The 24,020-nt window shown below is 73.3% G+C and carries 19 protein-coding genes; 9 read left to right on the plus strand and 10 right to left on the minus strand.

Features of this window, described 5'->3' with window-relative positions:
* Window positions 1-99: 99 nt before the first annotated feature.
* The 3 genes from hisD (BLT52_RS01100) to BLT52_RS01110 are packed head-to-tail and all read left to right on the plus strand — an operon-like array spanning window position 100 to window position 2,941.
* A complete protein-coding gene (gene hisD, locus BLT52_RS01100) occupies window positions 100-1,422 on the plus strand; it encodes a histidinol dehydrogenase (RefSeq protein WP_090589812.1) in 1,323 nt (440 codons plus the stop codon).
* The gene (locus BLT52_RS01105; RefSeq protein ID WP_090589814.1) at window positions 1,419-2,189 is read left to right on the plus strand and encodes an SDR family NAD(P)-dependent oxidoreductase; all 771 of its coding nucleotides are present in this window, start codon (window positions 1,419-1,421) and stop codon (window positions 2,187-2,189) included. Before hisD (BLT52_RS01100) ends, BLT52_RS01105 begins: the two co-directional genes overlap by 4 nt.
* Window positions 2,189-2,941: an HpcH/HpaI aldolase family protein gene (locus BLT52_RS01110; protein ID WP_090589816.1), complete on the plus strand. Its 753-nt coding sequence runs from the start codon at window positions 2,189-2,191 to the stop codon at window positions 2,939-2,941. Before BLT52_RS01105 ends, BLT52_RS01110 begins: the two co-directional genes overlap by 1 nt.
* Window positions 2,942-3,005: 64 nt before the next feature.
* Here BLT52_RS01110 and BLT52_RS01115 read toward each other — a convergent pair whose 3' ends face one another.
* Window positions 3,006-3,800 (minus strand): phytanoyl-CoA dioxygenase family protein, encoded by a 795-nt coding sequence (locus BLT52_RS01115; protein ID WP_090589819.1) that lies wholly within the window; start codon window positions 3,798-3,800, stop codon window positions 3,006-3,008.
* A 141-nt stretch (window positions 3,801-3,941) separates the two neighbouring features.
* Between BLT52_RS01115 and BLT52_RS01120 the strand changes: the two genes are divergently transcribed.
* Window positions 3,942-4,919: a helix-turn-helix transcriptional regulator gene (locus tag BLT52_RS01120; protein ID WP_090589821.1), complete on the plus strand. Its 978-nt coding sequence runs from the start codon at window positions 3,942-3,944 to the stop codon at window positions 4,917-4,919.
* A 223-nt stretch (window positions 4,920-5,142) separates the two neighbouring features.
* Here BLT52_RS01120 and BLT52_RS01125 read toward each other — a convergent pair whose 3' ends face one another.
* Window positions 5,143-5,793 (minus strand): NAD(P)H-binding protein, encoded by a 651-nt coding sequence (locus BLT52_RS01125; protein ID WP_090589823.1) that lies wholly within the window; start codon window positions 5,791-5,793, stop codon window positions 5,143-5,145.
* 4 nt (window positions 5,794-5,797) lie between these two features.
* Window positions 5,798-7,066, minus strand: coding sequence for an MFS transporter (locus BLT52_RS01130; RefSeq protein ID WP_197679143.1), 1,269 nt, complete (start codon window positions 7,064-7,066; stop codon window positions 5,798-5,800).
* A 29-nt stretch (window positions 7,067-7,095) separates the two neighbouring features.
* Here BLT52_RS01130 and BLT52_RS01135 point away from each other — a divergent pair, with 29 nt between their 5' ends.
* The gene (locus tag BLT52_RS01135; protein ID WP_090589827.1) at window positions 7,096-7,863 is read left to right on the plus strand and encodes a DeoR/GlpR family DNA-binding transcription regulator; all 768 of its coding nucleotides are present in this window, start codon (window positions 7,096-7,098) and stop codon (window positions 7,861-7,863) included.
* Between the two features lie 76 nt (window positions 7,864-7,939).
* On the opposite strand, the gene BLT52_RS01140 is transcribed toward BLT52_RS01135, so the two are convergent.
* Window positions 7,940-8,851: a helix-turn-helix domain-containing protein gene (locus tag BLT52_RS01140; protein ID WP_090589829.1), complete on the minus strand. Its 912-nt coding sequence runs from the start codon at window positions 8,849-8,851 to the stop codon at window positions 7,940-7,942.
* 183 nt (window positions 8,852-9,034) lie between these two features.
* Here BLT52_RS01140 and BLT52_RS01145 point away from each other — a divergent pair, with 183 nt between their 5' ends.
* Window positions 9,035-9,889: an SDR family NAD(P)-dependent oxidoreductase gene (locus BLT52_RS01145; protein WP_090589831.1), complete on the plus strand. Its 855-nt coding sequence runs from the start codon at window positions 9,035-9,037 to the stop codon at window positions 9,887-9,889.
* 63 nt (window positions 9,890-9,952) lie between these two features.
* Here BLT52_RS01145 and BLT52_RS01150 read toward each other — a convergent pair whose 3' ends face one another.
* From BLT52_RS01150 to BLT52_RS01175, 6 genes are all read right to left on the minus strand, one after another.
* Window positions 9,953-10,864: a carbohydrate ABC transporter permease gene (locus BLT52_RS01150; RefSeq protein ID WP_090589833.1), complete on the minus strand. Its 912-nt coding sequence runs from the start codon at window positions 10,862-10,864 to the stop codon at window positions 9,953-9,955.
* Window positions 10,861-11,730 carry a carbohydrate ABC transporter permease gene (locus BLT52_RS01155; RefSeq protein WP_090589834.1) on the minus strand — a complete coding sequence of 290 codons (870 nt, stop codon included), beginning with the start codon at window positions 11,728-11,730 and terminating at the stop codon, window positions 10,861-10,863. Before BLT52_RS01155 ends, BLT52_RS01150 begins: the two co-directional genes overlap by 4 nt.
* Before the next feature lie 78 nt (window positions 11,731-11,808).
* A complete protein-coding gene (locus BLT52_RS01160; RefSeq protein WP_090589837.1) occupies window positions 11,809-13,125 on the minus strand; it encodes an ABC transporter substrate-binding protein in 1,317 nt (438 codons plus the stop codon).
* Window positions 13,126-13,205: 80 nt separating this feature from the next.
* Window positions 13,206-14,525, minus strand: a complete 1,320-nt coding sequence (hisD, locus tag BLT52_RS01165; protein ID WP_090589839.1) for a histidinol dehydrogenase — start codon at window positions 14,523-14,525, stop codon at window positions 13,206-13,208.
* Window positions 14,526-14,917: 392 nt separating this feature from the next.
* On the minus strand, window positions 14,918-18,079 hold the full coding sequence (ileS, locus tag BLT52_RS01170) for an isoleucine--tRNA ligase (RefSeq protein WP_090589841.1): 3,162 nt from the start codon (window positions 18,077-18,079) through the stop codon (window positions 14,918-14,920).
* 351 nt (window positions 18,080-18,430) lie between these two features.
* On the minus strand, window positions 18,431-19,015 hold the full coding sequence (locus BLT52_RS01175; protein ID WP_231946440.1) for an LURP-one-related/scramblase family protein: 585 nt from the start codon (window positions 19,013-19,015) through the stop codon (window positions 18,431-18,433).
* Window positions 19,016-19,182: 167 nt separating this feature from the next.
* Here BLT52_RS01175 and BLT52_RS01180 point away from each other — a divergent pair, with 167 nt between their 5' ends.
* From BLT52_RS01180 to BLT52_RS01190, 3 genes are read left to right on the plus strand one after another with little or no spacing between them, the layout of a single operon-like run.
* Window positions 19,183-20,223: a 3-oxoacyl-ACP synthase III gene (locus BLT52_RS01180; protein WP_090596165.1), complete on the plus strand. Its 1,041-nt coding sequence runs from the start codon at window positions 19,183-19,185 to the stop codon at window positions 20,221-20,223.
* A gap of 5 nt (window positions 20,224-20,228) precedes the next feature.
* Window positions 20,229-22,967, plus strand: coding sequence for an alpha/beta fold hydrolase (locus BLT52_RS01185; protein ID WP_090596166.1), 2,739 nt, complete (start codon window positions 20,229-20,231; stop codon window positions 22,965-22,967).
* Entirely contained in the window at window positions 22,964-23,947 is a 984-nt protein-coding gene (locus BLT52_RS01190) for an NAD-dependent epimerase/dehydratase family protein (RefSeq protein ID WP_090589844.1), read from the plus strand. The genes BLT52_RS01185 and BLT52_RS01190 overlap by 4 nt, the downstream gene beginning before the upstream one ends.
* The last annotated feature ends 73 nt before the right edge of the window (window positions 23,948-24,020 follow it).

Raw genomic sequence — 24,020 nt, forward strand, 5'->3', positions numbered from 1 at the left:
GATCGCGGCACCGATCGGCTCCCGTGGGCCTTGACGTCGGCCCCGACCCCGGGGTTCACTTCCCAGCATACGTATGTCCAACACTCCGCAGGAGGCGTCGTGCCCCAGTACCTCAAGACCGGCCGCTCCAAGTCCTTCCTGGACACCGCCCAGGACGAGGTGAGCCAGCGGGTGCGGGCGATCATCGCCGACGTGCGGTCCGAGGGCGACGCGGCCGTCCGCCGGTACTCCGAGACCTTCGACCGCTGGAGCCCGGAGTCCTTCCGGCTCAGCCCCGAGCAGGTGGCGGAGATCGTGGCCACGCTGCCCCAGCAGGTGATCGACGACATCCGCTTCGTGCAGGACCAGGTGCGCGGCTTCGCCGAGGCCCAGCGCGCCACTCTCACCGACCTCGAGGTCGAGACCCTCCCCGGGGTCTTCCTGGGTCACAAGCAGGTCCCGATCGACTCCGCCGGCGCCTACATCCCCGGCGGCAAGTACCCGCTGACCGCGTCCGCGCACATGACGATCCTCACCGCCAAGGCCGCCGGGGTGCCGCGGGTCGTCGCCTGCACCCCGCCGATCCAGGGCGAGATCCCGGCCGCCACCGTGGCCGCCATGGCCATGGCCGGCGCGGACGAGATCTACCTGCTGGGCGGGGTCCAGGCGGTGGCCGCGATGGCCGTGGGCACCGAGACGGTGCAGCCGGTGGCCATGATCGCCGGGCCCGGCAACGCCTACGTGGCCGAGGCGAAGCGGCAGCTGTTCGGCGAGGTGGGCATCGACCTGTTCGCCGGGCCCACCGAGGTGCTGCTCATCGCCGACGACGACGCCGACCCCTTCGTCTGCGCGGTGGACCTGCTCTCCCAGGCCGAGCACGGCCCCGAGTCCCCGGCCGTGCTGGTCACCACCAGCCGGCGGGTGGCCGAGCAGACCATCGCCCACGTCGAGGCGATCCTGCCCGGCATGCCCACCCGGGACTACGCGGAGCCGGCCTGGCGCGACTACGGCCAGGTGGTCGTGGTCGACGACCTCGACGAGGCCTTCGCGGTGGGTGACGCGCTGGCGTCCGAGCACGTCCAGATCCTGACCGCCGAGCCGCGCCAGGCGCTGGACAAGATGCGCAACTTCGGCGCCCTGTTCCTCGGCGAGAACACCTGCGTCTCCTACGGGGACAAGGTGATCGGCACCAACCACGTGCTGCCCACCCTGGGTTCGGCGCGCTACACCGGCGGGCTGTGGGTCGGGAAGTACCTGAAGACCGTGACCTACCAGGAGGTCCGCTCGGAGGAGACCAGCGGGATGCTCGGCGAGGTCTGCGGTCGCGCCTCCCGGGTGGAGCGCTTCGAGGGTCACGCCCGCTCCGGGGACGTGCGGGCCTGGAAGCACGCCGGCCAGCGCTTCGACTGGATCGACGCCCTGACCACCTCCCCCGCCCGATGACCGCCGGCCCGACGACCCTCGAGGGCAGGACGGCCCTGGTCACCGGCGGCGGCAACGGCCTGGGCGCGGCCATCGCCACGGCCCTCCACGGGGCCGGCGCGCGGGTGCTGCTGGTCGGTCGCCGCACGGACACCCTCGAGCAGGTGGCGGAGCGTCTCGGGGACCGGGTGCGGTGCGCGACCGCCGACGTCTCCGACCCCGACCAGGTGGCCGCCCTGGCCGCGGAGCTGGCCGACGAGGACGTCTCGGTGCTGGTCAACAACGCCGGGATCGCCGGCCCGGTGGCCCCGCTGACTGAGATCGCCGTCGAGGAGTGGGACGAGGTCTTCGACGTCAACGTCCGCGGGGTGTTCCTGATGTGCCGGGCGTTCCTGCCGCCGATGGTGGCCGCCGGACGGGGTGACGTGGTCAACCTCGCCTCGGTCTCGGGCAAGCGCCCGCTGGTGCGCCGAACCCCCTACTGCGCCTCCAAGATGGCCGTGATCGGGCTGACGTCCACGCTGGCCTTCGAGGTCGGGCCGGCCGGGGTGAACGTCAACTCGCTCTCCCCGGGCCCGGTCGAGGGGCCGCGGATGGAGCGCAACTTCCGGCTGGAGGCCGAGCGCTCGGCGGGCTCGGTCGAGGACGCCCGGGAGGCCTTCGTCTCCCGCGCCGCGCTGGGTCGGATGGTCACCGAGGAGGAGGTCGGCCGGGCCGTGCTGGGCATGCTGTCGATGCCCGGCATGTGCGGCGCCGACGTCGACCTCTCCGCCGGGATGGTGGCCTGATGGGTGTCCCGGCCCCGCGCCTGCGCCGGCGCCTGGACGAGGGCGAGCGGCTGCTCGGGGTGCTGCTGCGGCTGCCCAGCGAGGACCTGCTGGAGATGGCCGCGGTCAGCGGCTTCGACTTCGTGCTGATCGACTGCGAGCACGGCCCGGCCGACGTGGTCGAGCTGCGCCGCCACGTCACCGTCGCCCAGCTGCACGGCGTGGACGTCCTGGTCCGAACCGGCAGCGACGAGCCGGCACTGGTGCTGCGGGCCCTGGACCAGGGCGCCGCCGGCGTGGTCGCCCCGCACACCGACGACCCGGCCACCGCGACCCGGCTGGTGGACTCGGTGCGCTACCCGCCGCACGGGCACCGCGGCTTCGCCACCTACACCCGGGCCGGCGACTTCGGCCGGGTGCCGGCCGCGGAGCACCGCGAGCGCGCCGCCCAGGCGCTGGTGATCGGGATGATCGAGTCCCCCGACGGGGTGCGTGCCGTCGACGCGGTGCTCGACGTCCCCGGCCTGGACGGTCTGATGGTGGGCGCGGCCGACCTGGCGGCCTCCCGCACCGGGGACGACCCGCCGCTGCAGGAGTGCCTGGACACCGTCCACCGCGCCGTCGCCGCGCACGGGGCGCTGCGGATGGACATCGTGCTCACCCCCGAGCAGGCCTCGGCCTCGTTCGGGGCCGGCGCGCAGCTGGTGGTCTACAACACCGCCGAAGTCCTGATGCGCCACCTCGCCCAGCTGGCGGCCGTCCGCCCGCGCTGACGCCCGGAGGTCCCCGGCCGCCGAGCGGTGGCTCGAGGAGCGGGACCCTCGGGCTGGGGGCGGGTCAGAGGACAGCGGCGGCGACGTCGTCGAACCGGGGGAAGTGCTGGTCCGGGAGCCCTGCACCCACCGGGACACCCAGGCCGTCGGTGCACACGTGCGGAGTGCCGGTGAAGGTCAGGTCACGGTCGACGTAGATGGTGACGAAGGCGAGTCGGAGCTCGTCGGTGTCGTTGCGGTTGGCGGTGTGCGGTGTGTAGCCGTTGTGGAAGGTGACGTCGCCGGCCCGCAGCGGGATCGTCACCCGCGGTTCCCAGACCAGGTCGGCGGCGGCCTGGAACAGGTCGGTGCGGTCGGCGAGGTCGACCGGGCGGATGTCGCGTCGCTCGTGCTGGCCCGGGATGAAGGACATGCAGCCGCGCTCGACGGGGACGTCGACCAGGGCCACCCAGGCCGACAGGCTGTGACGGGAGCCCGCGTGCGGCCAGTAGGGGGCGTCCTGGTGGTACTCGGTGGCCGCGCCGTTGTGGGGCTCCTTGGCCAGCAGCTGGTCGTGCCACAGCCGCAACGGGATGCCGGCGAGCTGGGTGGCGTGACGGGCCAGCAGCGGGTGCGTCGTCAGCCCGCGCAGGGTCTCGTCGGACTGCCAGACGTTCACCACCTGCCGGAAGATCGGGTTGTCGGCGTCCATCGCCGTGCCCGTCTGGTGGACGTGCCGGGCGGCCTCCCGGTACGTCACGACCTCCTCGGGGGTGAGCACGCCGGGCAGGTGGACGAAGCCGTCGCTGCGGTACTGCTCGACGGTCTCCGCGCTCAGCGGGCGGTGGCCCGCGGTGGTCGTGGTGGTGTCGGTGCTCATGGTCGCTCCTGGTGGTGACGAGCCGCCACCTGGGCGGTGGGCGGATGGCTCCACGCTGCCGGACCCTCCCCGGTCCGCGACAGGACGACGGTCGCGTCGGGTAGCACGATCCTGCACCCCGCTCCCCCTAACCTCGGCGGCATGACCTCCTCTGGCGTGCTGCACCAGCAGACCCGCGCCCTGGCCTTCGCCGGCCAGCTGGTGCCGGTGGCCTGCGAACGTCTGCGGGTGGGGGCGGCGGTGGGTCCCCACACCCACGACTTCCTCGAGCTGGCCGTCGTGCTGTCGGGCGCGTGCCGGTACGTGACGCAGGCGACGCGACGGACGCTCTCGCCCGGGGACGTGGTGGTGGTCCGACCCGGTGCCTGGCACGCGTTCGAGGCCCCGCAGGACCTCGAGGTCTACAACCTCTACGTCGGCCCCGAGCTGCTCCGCGGGGAGCTGTCCTGGACCCTGGACCATCCTGCGCTGGCCCACGCGCTCATCCACGGCGGCGAGTCCACGGCCCCCCTGACCGGGGCCGCGCTGGAGCGGGTGATCGGGTGGCTGGACCAGGTGCAGCAGGTGGCGGGTCGTGGGCCCACCCGGGACGACCGGGCCTCCCAGCGTGTGCTGCGTCTGGGCCTCCTCGCGTGCGTCCTCTCGGAGCTGCTGTCGAGCGAGGTGGGAGGCCCGGCGGGCCGGACGTCTCTCACCCGGGAGGTGCGCAAGGTCATCACCGTGATGGAGGAAGATCCCGCCCACCCCTGGACGGTCGGCGAGCTGGCCCGGCAGGTGGGGCTCTCGGAGTCCCAGCTGCACCGCCGCTTCCTCGACCAGGTGGGGGTCACGCCCATCCGGTGGCTGATCCGCACCCGGGCCGAGAAGGCGGCCGCCCTGCTGGCCGGCACCGACCTCACCGTGGCCGGCATCGGGCGCGCGGTCGGCTGGCCCGACCCGAACTACGCCACACGACGCTTCCGCAGCGCCTACGCGATGACGCCCTCGGCCTACCGGGCCCGGTTCTCCTTCCTCGCCCCTCCGGCCGTCGCGGCGGAGGCGCGCGTCCCGCCACCTGCTTCGCGGCAGCCGGCCCCCGGGTCCGGCGAACCAGCAGCCTCGACTCTCCCGGCGCGCTGACGACGCAGCAGCCGTCCGCCCGAGGAGACCAGAGGCGTGTCGCCACGAGGGTCCACCGGTGAGCCACGGACCGGACGTCGCGACGTCCCCACCGATCCGGCGACGTCCGTACCACCCTGCCCGGACCCCCGGTGGCCACCGGCCGACCAGGGTCGCCTCGACCGGCGACGACCCGGCACGTCCGGGCCACTCGCCCCCACAACCGTCCAGGACGTCGGGCCGGTCAGCGTCCGACGTCGCTGACGGCCTCCTCCACCGGTGTCGTGCCCTGGTTGAGCTCCAGGATGCGCCGGCGGATGCGCGGCTGGTGCACCAGCGCGGCGAGGACCGTCGCGACGTCGGCCCGGCTCACCTGCTCGTGGAGCTCCGCCGGTCCGAGCGAGACCGTGCCGGCGGCCGGGTCGTCGGTGAGCAGCGCGGGGCGGAGTACCAGCCAGTCCAGCCCCGTGCGGACCAGGGCGACCTCGGCGGCCTTCTTGACGGCGAAGTAGTACTCGACCTCCTCACCCAGCTCCCGCTCGCGCCAGGACTCGGGCAGCACGGACACCAGCAGGAAGCGGTCGACCCCGGCGACCCGGGCCGCCTCGGCCGCCCTGGCCACCCCCTCGCCGTCGACGGCGGTGGTCACGTCCCGGTGACCGCCGTTCGAGCCGGCGGCGTAGACCACGGCGTCGGCGCCCTCGAGCAGCGCCGCCAGCTCCGGCACACCCCAGTCCGCCAGCTCACCCACCACGACCTCGGCCCCGCGCCGCTCCCACTCGGTGCGCTGGGCCTCCCGGCGGACCAGCCCCCGCACGGTGTCCCCGCGCGCCAGCAGCCGCTCCGCGAGCAGCCCACCGACCGCACCGCTGATCCCGATGATGACGACCTCCACCGGCCTACCTCTCCTCCTGCGTCGTGACGGCTCCTGCCTCCCCCGCCGTCGATGATCCTCCCGGTGCCGGCCCGGGGTCGGCGGCCGGGCCCTCGAGCGCGGCCCCGGACGTCCGGACGCGGTGGGCGAGGACCGCCGCCACCACCCCGGCCACGAGGGGGAGCAGCATGGCGGCGCGCAGGTCCACGGCGTCGGACACGACGCCGACGACCGGGGAGGTGACCAGGAACCCCAGCCGCATCAACCACCCCAGCAGCGCGATGCCCGTCCCCGCGGGCAGACCCGGGACCCGGTCCGCGGCGGCGAAGGCGGCCGGGACGAGGGTGGCGCTCCCGAACCCGGTCAGCGCGAGACCGACCAGCGTCAGCGGGTGCGGCACGGGCAGCACGACCACCAGCATCCCGAGCGCGATCAGCACTCCCCCGGCGCGGGCCACCGACGCGCGTCCCCACCGGTCGGTCATCGGGTCCCCCACCAGGCGCCCCACGAACTGCGCGGCCAGCACGACGGTCAGCCCCAGCCCGGCGACCACCTCCGGCGCGGACGTCTCGGTCTGCAGGAACAGCACGGTCCAGTTGTTGGCGATGTCCTCCACCAGGGTGCCGCAGATCGCCAGCAGCACCAGCGGCAGCAGCAGCCTCCAGGCGCGGGCACGAGGACGGTCCCCCGGCACCTCCTCGCCGGCCAGGGTCGGGCGCGTCTGCGCGTCCGGCACCCCGGCCAGGACCGAGGCCAGCACCGCCACCACCGACCAGACGGTCCCGTTGACCAGCATCTGGGTGCCGATGGCGACGTCGGAGGCGGCGGCCCAGGCGCCGACCGCACCGCCGCAGGCGGCGCCCAGGCTCCACAGCGCGTGGAAGGAGTTGATCATCGAGCGCCTGCCCCAGCGCTCCACCGCCACGCCGTGGACGTTCTGCGCGGCGTCGACCACGGCGTCCAGGGCCCCGGCGACCAGCAGCGCGGCGAAGAACGCCCACGTCGACCCGCTCGTCCCGGCCAGCCAGGTGCTGGCCGCGAGCAGCACGGAGCCGACGGCCGTCACCCGCCGCGCACCCAGGGCACGGATGACCTTGCCGGCCAGGGAGGCGGTGAGGATCGCACCGAGCGGGAAGGCGACCACCGTGGTGCCGAAGCCGGTGCCGCTCAGGTCGAGGGCGGACTTGATCTCGGGGTAGCGCGGCAGGAGGGCGGCGAGCAGGACGCCGTTGGTGAAGAACATCAGCGAGACGCCCAGGCGGGCGCGCCGGGGTGTGGGGCGGAGAGAGGGCACCCGCGCACGCTAGGTGGTTGGATGATCACGTGCAACGATCACTTCGTCACAAGGCGATCATGCGGGCGGTCTCGGGCGGCGCACCGGTCAGCGTGGTCGAGCTGGGTCGGCTGACCGGCGCCTCGGCGGTGACCATCCGCCGCGACCTCGCCGACCTCGCGGCGACGGGTGCGGTCACCCGGACCCACGGAGGCGTCCGCCGGGCGGCCAAGCGGGGGACCCAGATGCCGTTCGTCACGAGGTTCGAGACCGACCACGACCGCAAGAGCCGGCTCGCCGTCGCCGTGTCGCGACTGGTGGAGGACGAGGAGTCCCTGGTGCTGGACAACGGCACCACCTGCCTGGCGGTGGCCTCCGCCCTGGCGGGGCGGCCGCTGACGGTGATGGCCCTGTCGCTGCACGCGGCGGCGGCGCTGGCCGCCCGTCCCGGGGTGGGCGTCGTGGTCCCGGGCGGACCGGTGGAGACGGACTCCCTCGCCCTGGTCGGCGCGGCGGCCGTCGCGGCCGTCCGGGAGCTCAGCGTCGACACCGCCGTGCTCGGCGCCTGCTCGGCCTCACCCACCGACGGCCTGACGGCCACGACGTCCGACGACGCCCAGCTCAAGCGGGCCTGCCTGTCGGTCGCCCGCCGCAGGGTCCTGGTCGCCACCCCGGAGAAGTTCCAGCGGACCTCGACGTTCCGGTTCGCCGCACCCGAGGACCTGACCCACCTGGTGACCACCGACGACGCCCCCGCCCCGACCCTGGAGGCCTTCCGGGACGCGGGCGTGGAGGTGGTCCTGGTCGAGGCCGGGTAGCGGCAGCCGACCGGGGACACCTCCCGCACCCGACGATGAGGCACCGGGACGCCGTCGGAGGTTCAGGGCTGGACGGTCAGGTCGCCTCCTCCGCCGCCTCCCGCGCCGACCCGTCCTCGGCCGACCTCCGACCCGGTCCGGCGCCGGTCGCCGGGGCCGCCCAGCTGGCGAGGAGGCGGAGGGCCTGCTCCGACGTCGACCCCCGCTCGGCGGTGTAGAGGAAGAGCGTCTGGTCCGGGTCCCCGGGCAGCGTCAGCGTCTCGAACTCCACCGTCAGGTCACCCACCACCGGGTGCCGCAGCCGCTTGGAGCCGAAGGTGCGCTGGTGCACCCGGTGCTCCTCCCACCAGGTCCGGAACTCGGGGCTGCTCGCGGACAGCTCTGCGACGAGCTCCCGGCCCGCCCGGTCGTCCGGGTCGTGACCGACCTCGAGCCGGAGGCTCTCCACCGCAGCCCGGGCCTGCACCTCCCAGTCCAGGAACAGCGCGCGGGCCTGGTCGCTGAGCAGCACCCAGCGCGCGTAGCTCCGCTGGCGGCGGGGGACGGCCTCGACGTCGGTGAAGAGGGCCCGGGCCAGCCGGTTGCTGGCCAGCACGTCGGTCCGCCGCCCCAGCACCAGCGCCGGCTGGGCGTCCAGGGACTCCAGCAGCTGGTGAATCCCCGGTCGCACCCGCTGCACCGCGGGCGCGCGCCGCGGTCCGGGACCGGTGGGTCCGACGAGGTGGTGCAGGTGGGTGCGGCCGGCCCCGTCCAGGCCCAGGGCGCGGGCGACGGCGTCGAGCACCCCGGCCGAGGGGACGATCCGGCGTCCCTGCTCCAGACGGGTGTAGTAGTCGGTGGACACCCCGGCCAGGAACGCCACCTCCTCCCGACGCAGCCCCGGCACGCGTCGGACCCGGCCGTCAGCGGGCAGCCCGGCACGGCCCGGGTCGGCGGCGGCACGCGCCCGGCGCAGGAAGTCCGCCAGCTCCTCGTTCGTGGTGGCCATGCCCCCAGCATGACGCGCCCTCCTCCCGGCGGTGGCCCGCCTGGGTGGGTCGGTGCGTCCTAGGCGGGTCGGGACCAGGTCGGAGCGGGCTGGCTGTGGCGCCCCGGAACCCCTCCCCGGGGACCAGCCTGGAGGTGTCCCCGCCACCCGGCGGAGCACCACTCACCTCCCGAGGAGCAACCCATGTCCTACCCCACCGACCGACCCGCCACCTGGTTCGTCACCGGCACCTCGCGCGGACTCGGCCTCGAGCTCGTGCGACTGCTGCTGGAGCGCGGCGACCGGGTCGCCGCGACCACCCGCTCGGTCGAGCGGCTGGCCTCCTCCCTCGACGGCACCGCGACGACGAACCTGCTGCCGCTGGAGGTGGACCTCACCTCGCCGACCGAGGTCGAGGCCGCCGTCGCCCGGACCGTCGAGACCTTCGGCGGCCTGGACGTGGTGGTCAACAACGCCGGCTACGGCTACCTGGGAGCGGTGGAGGAGACCCCGGCCGAGGACGTCCGCACCATGTTCGACGTGCAGGTGCACGGCACCTGGAACGTGCTGCGCTCCGCACTGCCCCCGATGCGTGCCGCGGGTTCGGGCCACCTGGTCAACGTGTCCTCGGTGCTCGGCCTGCTGCCCTTCCCCGGCTGGGGGCTCTACGTGGCGGCCAAGCACGCGCTGGAGGGGCTCACGGGCTCCCTGGCCGCGGAGGTCGCCGGCTTCGGCATCCGGGTCACCCTGGTCGAGCCCGGCTACATGCGCACCGACTTCCTCACCCCGCACTCCCTGGTCCTGCCCGGTGACACCGTCGAGGGCTACGCGTCGATCCGCGAGATGACCAGCGCCCACCAGGCCATGCCCGGCACCCAGCTCGGTGACCCGGCCCGGGCCGCCGCGGCGATCGTCCGGGTGGTCGAGTCCGGTGACGCGCCGCTGCACCAGCTGCTCGGCTCCGACACCCTCAGCCTGGTCGAGGGCCAGCTCGAGGCCCTGCGCGCGGACCTGGAGGCCTCCCGCACCCTCGCCGTGACCACCGACGTCCCGGCCTGATCCAGCCGCACCGCGGTCAGGGGGTGCGACGCACCTGCTCGGGCTGAGCCCGTCCGGCTCGGCTCAGCCCTTGACCGCCCCCGAGTTCAGCCCGGCCACCAGGTACTTCTGGGCGACGAAGGCGATGCCGATCACCGGGATGGTCAGCAGCACGGTCGCCGCCGCGGCCTGCTGCAGCATCGGCAGGGTCTGGCCCAGCTGGGTGGCGATGAACACCGGCACCGTCTTGGAGGTGGTGTCGGTGAGGATCGCGGCGGTCAGGTACTCCTGGAAGCCGAAGAGGAAGGTGAAGATCCCCGCGGTCAGGATGCCCGGGCCCATCAGCGGGATCATCACCTTGACCAGCATCTGCAGCCGGGTGCAGCCGTCGACCATGGCCGCCTCGTCGAGCTCGCGCGGGATCTCGGCGAAGAAGTTGCGCAGCAGCCAGATGGTGAACGGCTGGTTGATCGCGATCAGCGCCGCGGCCAGGGCGTAGGTGGTGTCGTAGACCCCCAGCGACCGGGAGATGTCGTACATCGGCAGCACCACCGCGAACCGCGGCAGCGCCCGGAAGATCAGGGCCAGGATCAGCAGCCCGGCGGAGATGTAGCCGGGGAACCGGGACAGGGCGTAGGCGCAGGGCAGCCCGACCAGCAGCGCCACCACGGTGGTGATCACCGCGACCACCAGGGTGTTGATCAGGTAGAGGTAGAAGTCGGTGGTCTGCCAGAGGTCGACGAAGGCCGTCAGGGTGGGGGTGTAGACGAAGACCGGCGGGTTGGCGAACGCCTCCCGGGTCGGCTTGGTCGAGGCCATGATCGTCCACAGGAACGGGGCGAACATGATCATGCAGGTGGCGGCCAGGAACAGCCCCCCGACCACGGTGGCGGTGGTGCGGCGGCGGCCGCGGGGCAGCTTGCTGGCCACCACCTCCGCGGCCGTGTCCAGCGGGCGGGTGGTGCCGGAGCGGCCCGGCGTGACGACGGTGCTCATGCCTCCTTCGCCTCCTTCAGGATCGAGCGGATGGAGGGGTAGAGGAGCACCAGGATGATGATGATCGTCAGCACGCTGATGGCGCTGCCCAGCCCGAGGTCCTCCGCGCCCTCGCGGAAGGCCACGTTGTAGATGTAGAGCATGATCGACTCGTTGCCGAGACCGACCGCCTGCGGGGCCAGCGGCACCAGGTTGTCGAAGGTGCGCAGGACGTCCATGGTCGAGATCAGCACCGCGAAGCCGAGCACCCCGCGGATGCTGGGGATGATCACGTGCCGGTGGCGCATGATCGTCCCGGCGCCGTCGATCTGGGCCGCCTCCAGGGTCTCGCTCGGCACGCCCTGCAGACCGGCCAGGATCATCAGCATCACGAACGGCAGCATCGACCAGATCACGTTGAGGGCGATGATCAGCCGGTTGGGCCACAGGTCGGTGAACCAGAGCACGTCACCCCCGGTCACCTGACCGAGCAGGAAGTTGGCCACGCCGCCGAAGTTGGAGTCGAACAGCCAGGAGAACGAGACCGCACCCACCACGTGCGGGATGACGTAGCTGATCAGCATGATCCCCAGCACCAGCGGCCGGAGCCGACCGAGCCCGTTGACAAGGTTCGCGATCAGGTAGCCCAGGCAGACCGTGACCACCGTGACCACCGCGGTCAGCCCGACCGTGAACAGCACGGCCCTGCCGAAGCGGGGCTCGGTGAGCGCGGCCAGGTAGTTCTGCAGGCCGACGAAGGTGCCGGCCCGGCCGTAGCTCACCTTCTCGAAGCTCCACTCCACCGTGCGGTAGAGCGGCACCAGCATGAAGCCGAACATCACCAGCATGCTGGGCAGCGTCAGCGCGAGGAACTCGCGTCTCCTCATCCCCGTCTCCTCTCGGTCGTGCTCTGGGGGCGGGGCGAGGGGACCTCCCCCCACCCCGCCGCGGACGGTGGGTGCTGATCAGCCCTGCTGCTCGCTCATGACCTGCTCGCCGATCTCCTGCATCTGCTGCTGGCCCTCCTCGACCGCGATCGCCCCGGTGACGACCTGGGCGACGATCTCGCTGGTGCCGCTGCTCATCTTCGCCACCCAGGGGAACGGTGCCGGGGCGGGCACGTTCTGGATCGCCTCGTTGGCGGCGGTGGCGTACGGCGAGTTCTCCTCGGTGACCAGACCCTCGCGGGCTGGGTAGGCGGCGGGGATGGAGGCCTTCGAGGCGTCCTCGCCCACCGCGGTGGCGATCAGCTCGAAGAGGAGCTTCTTGTCCACCTTGGTGTTGACCGGGATGGACCACCCGTCCACCGAGAGCGCGCCGTACTGCTTGCCGCCCTCGACGACGGCCGGCGGGGCCGCGAAGGCGAAGTCACCGGCGAACTCGGTGTTGGTGTCCTTGGTCAGGTCGATCATCCGGCCGGAGAACATGATGCCCATCGCGGCGTCGCCGTTGAACAGCTGCTGCTGCACCTTGGGCTGGTCGAAGGTGGTGACCTGCGGGTCCATGTAGGGGGTGAGGGACTTCATCTCCTCCAGCGCCCGCGTGGACTCCTCGGAGGTGAAGAGCGGCTCCTTGCTGTCGGGGTCGACGTAGTCGATGCCCTGGGAGCCGATGGCGGCCTTGTAGGCGGTGCCGATGTCGGCGCTGGACAGCCAGGGCAGGGCCAGCGGGTACTCGATCTCGCCGGCGTCCTGGATGGCCTGGGAGACCTCGCGGACCTCCTCGAAGGTGGTCGGCGGCTCCAGGCCCAGCTCGTCGAAGACGTCCTGGCGGTAGGCCATCACCAGCATCTGGGCCTGCATCGGCAGCCCGTAGACCTTGCCCTCGTAGCTGAGCGACTGCAGCATCTCCTCGTTGATCGCGTCCAGCCCGTACTCCTCGCTGTACTCGGCGATGTAGTCGTCCAGCGGCTCGAGCTTGCCCTCGGCGCCGTACTGGGGGATGACGAAGGAGTAGCTCTCGATGATGTCGTAGGTGCCGGTCTCCCCCGCCAGCGTGGCGGTGGTCTTCTGCACCTGTCCGGCGAAGTCGATCGGGTCGTGCTGCAGCGTCACGTTGTCGTGGGAGCAGCTGGCCACCATGGTGTTGGTGAACGGGTCCACCGCCGAGGAGTTGTAGGCCAGCACGTTGACCGTGACGGGCTCGGGCGGGTTGGTGAAGTCGCAGGCGACCTCGGTGGCGGTGTTGGCCGCGGTGCGCGAACCCGCACCGCATCCGGTCAGCGCCAGGCTGGTGGCGACGAGGCAGCCGGCGGCCACCTTCATCCAGGTCGTGGTGGGCATGGGATCTCCTCGGTGAGTGGCTGCGGCCGGACGGCCATGGTGACGTTCATACGAATGCACGACCGGGCTGCCGCCCGGGGTCAGCGGAGCAGGTCGAGGCGGAGCTGGGCGCTGTCGCGGTGACCGGGCATCTGCTCGAAGTCCGAGATCGTGACCACCGGACCGGCCTGCACCTCGGTGGCCTCGCGGGTGGCCCGCTGGTAGGTGAGCTGCTTGAGGAAACCGAGCACCGACAGCCCCGCGGTGTAGCGGGCGCCACGACCGGTGGGCAGCACGTGGTTGGTGCCCGACATGCCCTTGTCGGCGTAGGCCACCGTGGACCACTCACCCAGGAAGAGCGAGCCGTAGTTGGTCAGCCGGTCCAGGTACCAGTCGGTGTCCTGGGTCAGGATCTCCAGGTGCTCCGGGGCCAGCAGGTCCATCACCTGCGCGGCGGTCTCGTCGTCCTCGACCACGTAGATCGAGCCCCAGTCCCGCCACGCCGCGCCGGCGATGTCGCGGGTGGCCAGACCCTCGAGCTGGCGGGCGACCTCGACCTCGACGGCCTCGCCCAGCTCCAGGGAGGTGGTGACCAGGCAGGCCGGGGAGGTGGGGCCGTGCTCGGCCTGGGCCAGCAGGTCCGCGGCCACCATCACCGGCGAGGCGTGCCCGTCGGCGATCACCGCGACCTCCGAGGGCCCGGCCAGCACGTCGATGCCGACGCGGCCGTACAGCTGGCGCTTCGCCTCGGCCACGTAGGCGTTGCCGGCGCCGACGACCATGTCGGCGGGCTCGCCGTCCAGCAGGCCGAAGGCCATCGCGGCCAGCGCCTGGACGCCCCCGATGGCGTTGACGCGCTCTGCGCCCGAGGCGCGGGCGGCGTAGAGGACGGCGGGGTGGGGTCGGCCCTGCAGCGACGGCGGGGTGGCGCAGACGACCTCGCGGACGCCGGCGGCCCTGGCCACGCCGACGGTCATGAATGCGCTGGCCAGCAGCGGGAACCGACCGGCCGGCAGGTAGGCCCCGACCGTGCCGACCGGGACGTAGCGCTGGCCGCAGACGACGCCGGGGACGACCTCCTCCTCGAAGTCGGTCAGCCGGGCCCGCTGCATCCCGGCGAAGCGCCGGGTCCGCTCGGCACCGGCGTCGAGGGCCGTCCTCAGGTCGTCGGGCAGGTCGGCGGTGAGCCGCTCGATCTCGTCGGCCTCGATCACGAAGTCGTCACCACCGGTCCACCCGTCCAGCTGCTCGGCGTAGCGCCGGACCGCCGCGAGACCACCGGACTCGATCTCGGAGAGCATCTCCGAGACGGTCTCGCGGACCCGGGGGTCGGACTGGGCGGAGACGTCGGGACGGTCGGGGGCGCGGAGCACGGTGACCTTGCCGGGGACGCGGGCCAGGTCCTTGTCGGTGAGATGCATACGTATACGTTAATGCCTGCAGGCACGGGTGAGGCAACACTTAGTTCCGGTCGTCACGAGACCGTCACGCGAAGGCGTCGTCAGAGCTGCGAACGACCCCCGCCCACACCACCGCCCAGTCCCCGACACGGTGGCGAGTCGCCGCGAGACGTCGCCTCAGCGGGGGCCGAGGCGACACCTCAGGGCGAGTGGCCAGCTCGACGCGTCCCAGACCAGGCGGGTGAGTCGCCACCGCGCACACCACCGCCCGGTCCTGCACGGTGGCGAGTCGCCGCGAGACGTCGCCCCAGCGGGGACCGAGGCGACACCTCAGGGCGACTCGCCGGCAGGACGCAGCCGGACCTCGGCGGGAAGGTCGCCAGGGGCGAGTCGGGAGCGGCTCGACCCGGCCCTCAGACCCGCTCGACGGAGAAGGCGAGGCCGAGGTCGTCGTCGCGGCGCCAGCCGTCGCCCGGCTCGGCCTGGGACATCTCCGTGGCCAGCACCTCCCCGGCCACCAGGCCGGCGTGCTCGGTGAGCGCCCCGGCCAGCTGTCCCTCGGCCGACCAGGCCAGCCGGATCCGGTCCGAGACCTCGAAGCCGGAGTCCTTGCGGGCCTCCTGCACCAGCCGGACCACCTCCCGGGCCAGCCCGGCACGGACCAGCTCCGGGGTCAGCTCGAGGTCCAGGGCGACGGTCTCGCCCTGCTCGTTGACCACCGACCAGCCCTCGCGGGGCCGCTCGGTGAGGAGGACGTCCTCGGGGCCGAGCTCGACGTCCCCCACCTCGGGGACGGTGAGCGTCGTGGTGCCGCCGTCGTGCAGGGCCGCCGCCAGCTCGCCGGCGTCGGCGTCGGCCACCGCCTTGGCCACCAGCGGGGTCTGCTTGCCGTACCGCTTGCCCAGGGCCCGGAAGTTGCCCTTGGCGGAGTGGTCGACCAGGTCGCCCGCCCCGCTGAAGGACTCCACCGAGACGATGTTCAGCTCGGCGGCGATCTCGGCCCGCAGCTCGTCGGTCAGCCGGGCGGCCGAGGCGGTGGGGATCAGCACCCGGCTCAGCGGCTGACGGATCTTGACCTTCGCCTCCGCCCGCGCCGAGCGTCCCAGCTCCACCACCCGCCGGGTGAGCGCCATCGACGCGGCCAGCCCCTCGTCCACCAGCGACTCGTCGGCCACCGGCCAGGAGGCCCGGTGCACCGAGTCGACCTCGACCGCGCCCGAGGCCACGAACAGGTCGTCCCAGACCCGCTCGGTGATGAAGGGCGCCAGCGGGGCCATCAGGCAGGTCAGGGTCTGCAGCGTCTCGTGCAGGGTCCACAGGGCCGAGGCCTCGCCGTCCCAGAAGCGCCGGCGCGAGCGTCGGACGTACCAGTTGGAGAGGCCGTCGACGAACTCGGTGACCAGGGTCCCGGTGCGCTGGGTGTCGAAGTCCTCCAGCGCGGCGGTCACCTGCTGCACCAGGGTCTGGGTCTGCGACACCAGCCAGCGGTCCAGCACGTGGCGCTCGGCCACCGCCGGGGCCGTGCCGGTGGGCGTCCAGCCGTTGGCCCGGGCGTAGAGGGCCTGGAAGGAGACCGAGTTCCAGTAGGTCAGCAGCACCTTGCGCACGGTCTCGCCGATGGTCTGGTGACCCACCCGGCGCGCCGCCCAGGGCGACCCGCCGGCGGCCATGAACCAGCGCACCGCGTCCGCGCCGTGGGTGTCCATCAGCGGCAGCGGCTCGAGGATGTTGCCGAGGTGCTTGCTCATCTTGCGACCGTCCTCGGCCAGGATGTGGCCCAGGCAGACGACGTTCTGGTACGAGGAGCGGTCGAAGACCAGCGTCCCCACCGCCATCAGCGTGTAGAACCAGCCGCGGGTCTGGTCGATGGCCTCGGCGATGAAGTCGGCCGGGTACGCCTTCTCGAAGGCCTCCACCGAGCCGGGGCGGTGCGGGTAGCCGTGCTGGGCGAAGGGCATCGAGCCGGAGTCGAACCAGGCGTCGATGACCTCCGGCACCCGGCGGAAGGTCCCCTCGACCCCGTCGACGGTGAAGGTGACGTCGTCGATGAAGGGACGGTGCGGGTCCAGGTCGCTCAGGTCCCGCCCGGTCAGCTCCGACAGCTCGGCCAGCGAACCGATGCAGCGCAGCTGGCCGGGGTCGGCGTCGTTGCGCCAGACCGGCAGCGGGGTGCCCCAGTAGCGGCTGCGGGAGACGGCCCAGTCGATGTTGTTGTTCAGCCAGTCGCCGTAGCGGCCCCACTTGATGGTCTCGGGGTACCAGGTGGTGCGCTCGTTCTCCCGCAGCAGCTCGTCCTTGACCTGGGTGGTGCGGATGTACCAGGAGGGCAGCGCGTAGTACATCAGCGCGCTGTGGCAGCGCCAGCAGTGCGGGTAGGAGTGCTCGTGCTGCTCGGCGCGGAAGAGCAGCCCGCGGCCGCCGAGGTCCTCCATCAGGGGGGCGTTGGCCTCGCGGAAGTAGGTGCCGCCGACGAGGTCGATCCCCTCCTCGAAGTGGCCGCGGGTGTCGATCGGGTTGACCAGCTCGACGCCGTGGCGGCGGACCGAGTCGAAGTCGTCGGCGCCGAAGACCGGCGCCTGGTGCACCAGCCCGGTGCCGCCGTCGGTGGTCACGTAGTCCTCGGTGACCACGTAGTGGGCCTGACCGGGCCACGGCACCAGCTCGAAGGGACGGCTGTAGCGCCAGCCCGCCATCTGCTCCCCGGTGAAGGTCTCCTCACCGGCCGACCACCCCTCCCCCAGCGCGGAGCCGAGCAGGTCGCGGGCCACCACGACCGGCGTCTCGTGCTCGTGGCGGGCGACGACGTAGGTCACCTCGGCGTTGACCGCGACCAGGGCGTTGGATGGCAGCGTCCAGGGCGTCGTCGTCCACACCAGCAGGTCGGCGCGACCCTCCAGCGGGCCGGAGGTCAGCGGCAGCCGGACGTAGACCGAGGGGTCGGTGATGGTCTCGTAGCCCTGGGCGAGCTCGTGGTCGCTGAGCCCGGTGCCGCAGCGCGGGCAGTAGGGGGTGACGCGGTAGTCCTCGACCAGCAGCCCCTTGTCGAAGATCTGCTTGAGCGCCCACCAGACCGACTCCACGTAGGCGGGGTCCATGGTCCGGTAGGGCTCCTCGGTGTCGACCCAGTAGCCCATCCGGGTGGTCAGCTGCTCGAAGAGGTCGACGTTGCGCATCACGGCCTCGCGGCAGCGGGCGTTGAAGGCCTCGATGCCGTACGCCTCGATGTCGGGCTTGCCGTTCTTGAGCCCGAGCTCCTTCTCCACCGCCAGCTCGACCGGCAGGCCGTGGCAGTCCCAGCCGCCCTTGCGGTCGACGTGGTAGCCCTGCATGGTCTTGAAACGGGGGAAGAGGTCCTTGAAGACGCGGGCCTCGATGTGGTGGGTGCCGGGGGTGCCGTTGGCGGTCGGCGGGCCCTCGTAGAAGGTCCACTCCGGACGTCCCTCGCCCTCGGCCAGGGTGCGGGCGAAGGTGTCCTGCTCCTCCCAGCGCCGCAGCACCTCGTGCTCCATGGCGGGCAGGTCGATCTGGGCCGGGACGGCGCGGTAGCCGGGGGTGGTGGTGCGGGCGTCGGTCATCAGCGGTCCTCCGTGCGTCGTGCCACGGAGGGACGAGGACGGTCGAGACGACCGGACCCGCGGTACCACCCTCCTTGGCCCCGCCGTGACTGCGCGGGACCCTCTCTGCTGCGCCGCTGGTGGGTCTAGTGAGCGTCCGAGGACGCCGTTCTTCCACCGGCTCGTGAGGTGATGGCCCCGTCCACGCCGTGCGACGTCGCCCATGCTACCGCCACTGCTGAGGACGACCGAGGCGGATTTCGACGGTCAGTGGACGGCAGCGCTGGACACGGGCCGCGTGGCTGCGCGGTCGCCCGCCGGCGGCGTGGTCACCGACCGGCGAGATCCACCCTCACCGGTCAGCGAGCTCCGTCAGCGGCTGAGCAGCACGTCGCAGCCGACGGCCAGGCAGGCCGCGACCCGCCAGTCCATCCGGGCGCCGTGCGGGGCGGCCGGGAGCTGGACGTCGTAGGCGTCACGGAGCGACCACTGCCGCTCGATGCTCATGATCGGCACGTCCCCGGCGGTGAAGTCGAAGTGCACCGGCCAGGAGAAGTCGCTGAACCGGCGGAGCAGGGCGATCAGCTGGCTGCGCTCCTGGCCGGACCCCTCGAGGCCCTGGTGCGGGACGCCGACGGAGAAGGTCGAGCGGAGCATGCTCTGCCCGAACTCCTTCTTGAACCAGCCGATCGGGGCGCCGGCGCCGTCGGTGACGTCGTAGGTGGTGCCAAGGTCCATCACGCTGCGGGCCTTGAAGCCGAACAGGGGCTGGCTACGGTCCTCGTCGGCGAAGAAGGTGACCTGCTCGCGCATGGCCAGGCGCTTCTGCTGGGCCACGGCCAGCAGGGGCCCGTCGGCACCGCCGGCCCGCACCTCGAACCGGTTGGTCATCATGGAGAGACGCTGCTTGAGGGCGAAGCGCTCGAGGGACGTGGGGTCGTTCGGGTAGCCGCTCACCCGGGGAGGTTAGCGAGCCGGGGGTTCGTCGTGGTGCCCTCGGACTGGCACGGGGAAGACCGGGCTGGATCGCGGTGGGATACTGGGCGGACGTCGCTGTGCCGGGTGGTGCCCTCCTGGCCAGACGTGGGTACGGCACGGAGGGCAAGTTCGACGAGGGGACGACCATGGCCAGCACCGCCACCACCAGCCTGAGGAACGCCTACCGGCTGCAGGACACCGTGATCCTGTCGGCGACCGCCGTGGAGGCGCCCGAGCGCGTCACCTCGGCCTGGATCGACGAGCAGCTGAGCGAGACCTACTCCCGGTTGTCGATGACCCCGGGCAAGTTCGAGGAGCTGGCCGGCGTGGTCGCCCGCCGGTGGTGGCCGAGCGGGGTGAGCTTCATCGACGGAGCCGCCGAGGCCGGCGCGAAGGCCCTGGCCGAGGCCGGGGTGGAGCCGGGGCAGGTGGGGCTGCTGATCAACACCTCGGTCAGCAAGGACCACCTGGAGCCCTCGGCCGCGGTCCAGGTGCACGACGCCATCGGGCTGCCGGCCACCTGCCTCAACTTCGACATCTCCAACGCCTGCCTGGGCTTCATCAACGGCATGCAGGTGGCCGGGACGATGATCGACGCCGGCCAGATCGACTACGCGCTGATCGTGAACAGCGAGAACATCCGCGGGCTGCAGGAGAAGGCCATCGCCCGGTTGCAGCGGCCGGAGACGACCGTCGCCGAGGTGCGTGAGCAGTTCGCCACGCTGACCCTGGGCTGCGGCGCCACCGCGATGGTGCTGGGCCGCGGCGACCAGAGCAGCGGGGGACACCGGCTCCTGGGCGGCACCCACAAGTCGGCGACCCACCACCACGACCTGTGCGTCGGGGACCTGTCCTTCATGCGCACCGACACCCGCGGTCTCTTCGAGGCCGGGCTGGCCCTGGCCCTGGAGACCTTCGAGGACTCCGCGGAGGAGTTCGGCTGGCACGAGGTGGACCACCTGGTCTCCCACCAGACCTCGCTGGTGCACATTGCCGCCCTCTGCGCCCGGCTGGGGCTGGACCAGGCGAAGTTCCCGCTGTCGCTGCCGGAGTTCGGCAACATGGGCCCGGCCGCCGCACCCTTCACCCTGGCCACCTCCCAGGACCGCTTCGAGCCCGGGGACCGGGTGATGATGCTCGGCATCGGGTCCGGTCTGAACACCTCCTTCGCCGACATCCTCTGGTGACCGGGGTGCCGACGCACGCCCCCGAGCCGGACTGGCCCGCCGACCTCGACCCGAGGTGGTCGCGCCGGCTGACGGCCCCCGACGCCGAGGGCGTCCCGCGCCGCTGGCACCTGCTCGACACCGCCGCCGACCGGGCGCCGGAGGAGGTCGCCGAGCTCCCCACCCTGCTGTGCCTGCACGGCAACCCCACCTGGTCCTACCTGTGGCGCCGGCTGCTGGCCACCTGCCCCGAGGGGTGGCGCGTGATCGCCCCGGACCAGCTCGGGATGGGCTTCTCCGAGCCGGCCGCGGGCTCGCTCGCCTCACCGCGCCGGCTGGCCCAGCGCGTGGAGGACCTGTCCCGGCTGACCGAGGCCCTCGGCCTGCGCGGACCCGTGGTCGCGGTGGGTCACGACTGGGGTGGCCCGGTGGTCAGCGGCTGGGCGGTGTCCCACGCCGGGCTGCTGGCCGGGATCGTGCTGGCCAACACCGCGGTGTTCCAGGACCCCGAGGTCACCTTCTCCGGTCTGATCCGGCTGGCCCGCACCCCGGGGCTGCTGGAGACGGTGTGCGTGCGCACCCCCACCTTCTTGCACGGCGCCACCGCCCTGTCGCGCCCCCCGCTGCCGAAGCAGGTCCGCGACGGGCTGCTGCGGCCCTACCGCCGTGCGGCGGACCGGGGCCGGATCGGGCAGTTCGTCGCCGACGTGCCGCTCGAGCCGGACCACCCGACCCGCGCCACCCTGGACGCCGTCGCCGAGGGCGTCGCCGGACTGGACGTCCCCGCGCTGCTGCTCCGCGGCACCCGCGACCCGGTGTTCACCGAGGCCCACCTGCGCGACCTGATGACCCGGCTCCCCCAGGCCGACGTGCACCGCTACGAGGGCGCCTCGCACCTGGTCACCGAGGACCGTCCGCAGTACGCCGCCACGGTGTGGCAGTGGGTCGGCCTGCAGCCTGCGCTGCCGCCGACCGGACCCGGCCAGCCGTCCGGCTCCGACCAGCCCGACCCCTCCCAGGGCCCGGAGGGTGACGTTGAGCCCTCGTCGCACGCGGACCAGGCGGTCGGGGACGCCGCCGCCTCCGGGGTGGGTGCCAGGCCGCCGTGGTGGCGTCAGAGCGCGCGCGCCGACGACCCGACCACCGCCGTGGTCGAGATGGCCACCGGCCGCACCACCAGCTTCGCCGAGCTCGAGGCCGACGTGGTGGCGGTGGCCCGCGGTCTGCTGTCCATCGGGGTGCGTCCGGGGCAGCGGGTGGCCACCCTGGTCACGCCCGGGATCGACCTGACCGTGCTGGTCTACGCCTGCTGGCGGATCGGGGCGGTGATCGTGGTGGCCGACGCCGGCCTCGGTGTGCGCTCCCTCGGCCGGGCGCTGCGCGGCGCCGGCCCGGACGTGGTGGTGGGCATCCCGGTGGCGTTGGCCGCGACCCGGGCGATGCGGGTGCCGGGACGCCGGGTGGTGGCCGGTGAGCTGCCGGCCCGGGTCCGGAAGGCGCTGGCCGTGGAGCACGACCTGGACTCGCTGCGGGAGCTCGGGCGGACGTCCACCCTCGACATCGAGGAGGCCCGTCGCAGCGTGCTGGACGCCGACGGCGACGCCGACTGCGCGGTCCTCTTCACCTCCGGGGCGACCGGCCCGTCCAAGGGTGTGGTCTACCGGCTGAGCCAGCTCTCGGCCCAGCTGGAGGTGCTGCGCGAGACGATGGGCTTCGGCCCCGACAGCCGCTTCGTCGCCGCCTTCGCCCCCTTCGCCCTGTACGGCCCGGCCCTCGGTGTCCCGGCCTCGGTCCCCGACATGGACGTCACCGCACCGGGCACGCTGACCGCCGGCACCCTCGCCGACGCGGTGGCCCGGCTGGAGGCCACCGTGGTGTTCGCCTCCCCCGCCGCCCTGGCCAGCGTGGTCGCCACCGCCGACGCCCTCGACGACGACCAGCGCCGCGCCCTGGCCGGGGTGCGGCGGCTGATGTCGGCCGGTGCCCCGGTGCCGGCCGGGCTGCTGCGCCGGCTGAGCGCGGTGGTCCCCGCCGCCGAGCTCCACACCCCCTACGGGATGACCGAGGCGCTCCCGCTGACCGACATCACCCTGGACGAGATCGACGAGGTCGGGGCCGGTGAGGGCGTCTGCGTCGGACGTCCGCGGCCCGGGGTGACGATGCGCGTCGCGCCGCTGCCCCGCACCCCCGACGGCGAGGACGGCGACCCGGTGGACACCCCCGGGGTGACCGGTGAGCTGTGGGTGACCGCCGCGCACGTCAAGGAGCGCTACGACCGGCTCTGGGCCACCCAGCACGAGGCCACCCCCGGCCCGCGCTGGCACCGCACCGGCGACGTCGGGCACCTGGACGAGCAGGGCCGGGTCTGGGTCGAGGGCCGGCGCGTGCACGTGGTGCACGGACCGGACGGACCGGTGACGCCGGTGGGGATCGAGCAGCGGGTCGAGACCCTGGACGACGTCCGCCAGGCCTGCGTGGCCGGGGTGGGGCCGGCCGGCACCCAGCAGGTGGTGGTCGTGCTGGTGCCGGAACCCGGCGTGGCCGTCGACGGGGTGGTGGCCCCGCCCGGGCTGGCCGCCGAGGTCCGGCGGGTCGCCGGCACCGACATCGCCGCCGTGCTGTGCGCTCCCGCGCTGCCGGTCGACATCCGGCACCAGTCCAAGATCGACCGCACCGCGGTCTCCCGGTGGGCCGACCGGGTGCTCGCCGGGAGGCGTCCCGGCCGGCTGGCCCGTCCGCCGCGTCCTCGGAAGAGGTCGAGGTGAGGGTCCTGGTCACCGGCGCCAGCGGGATGCTCGGTGGCGGGGTGGCTCGGGCGCTGGCCGCCCGGGGGGACGACGTCACCGTGCTCCAGCGGCGCCCCTCCGCCCTGGAGGGGGTCCGCGAGCACCGCGGTGACCTGCGCGACGACGCCGCCGTGGCCGAGGCCGTCCGCGGGCAGGACGCCGTGGTGCACCTGGCGGCCAAGGTCAACGTGGTCGGGCCGTGGGCGGAGTACGAGGCGATCAACGTGGGCGGGACCCGCAGCGTGGTGGCGGCCTGCCGCGACTCCGGCGTCGGGCGCCTGGTGCACATCTCCTCCCCGTCGGTGGCCCACGCCGGGCACGCCCTGGTCGGGGTCGGTGCGCAGCCGGCCGACCCGGCGGGCGCCCGCGGCCCCTACGCGCGGAGCAAGGCGATGGCCGAGCAGGTGGCCCTGGCCGCCGCCGAGCCCGGACGCCTGGCCGTCGCGGTGCTGCGCCCGCACCTGGTCTGGGGGCCCGGCGACACCCAGCTGGTGGCGCGGATCGTCGAGCGGTCCCGACGCGGCCGCCTGCCGCTGCTCGGAGCCGGCGCGGCGATGATGGACACCACCTACGTGGACAACGCCGTGGACGCCGTGGTGGCCGCGCTGGACCGCGCCGAGGTCGCCTCCGGCGAGCCGCTCGTGGTCAGCAACGGCGAACCACGGACCATCAGCGAGATCATCGGCGGCTTCTGCGACGCCGCCGGGGTCCCCCGTCCCCGACGGCACGTCCCGGTGCCGCTGGCGCTGGCCGCCGGCAGCCTGGTCGGCGGCGCCGTGGCCCTGCGCCAGCGGCTGGGCCACGACGTGGAGACCGACCCGCCGCTGACCCGGTTCCTGGCCGAGCAGCTCTCCACCGCGCACTGGTTCGACCAGCGTCGGACCCGTGAGCTGCTGGACTGGCGCCCCCGGGTCTCCCTCGACGAGGGCTTCGCCCGGCTCGCCGCCTCCTACGCCTGAGCGCCGGCCGCTCGGCGTCCACGTGGTCCTCGTGCGGCGTCACCGCCCCGATCAGCGGCTCGGCGCGGTGGCA

The sequence above is a fragment of the Auraticoccus monumenti genome, assembly GCF_900101785.1.
GTDB lineage: Bacteria > Actinomycetota > Actinomycetes > Propionibacteriales > Propionibacteriaceae > Auraticoccus > Auraticoccus monumenti.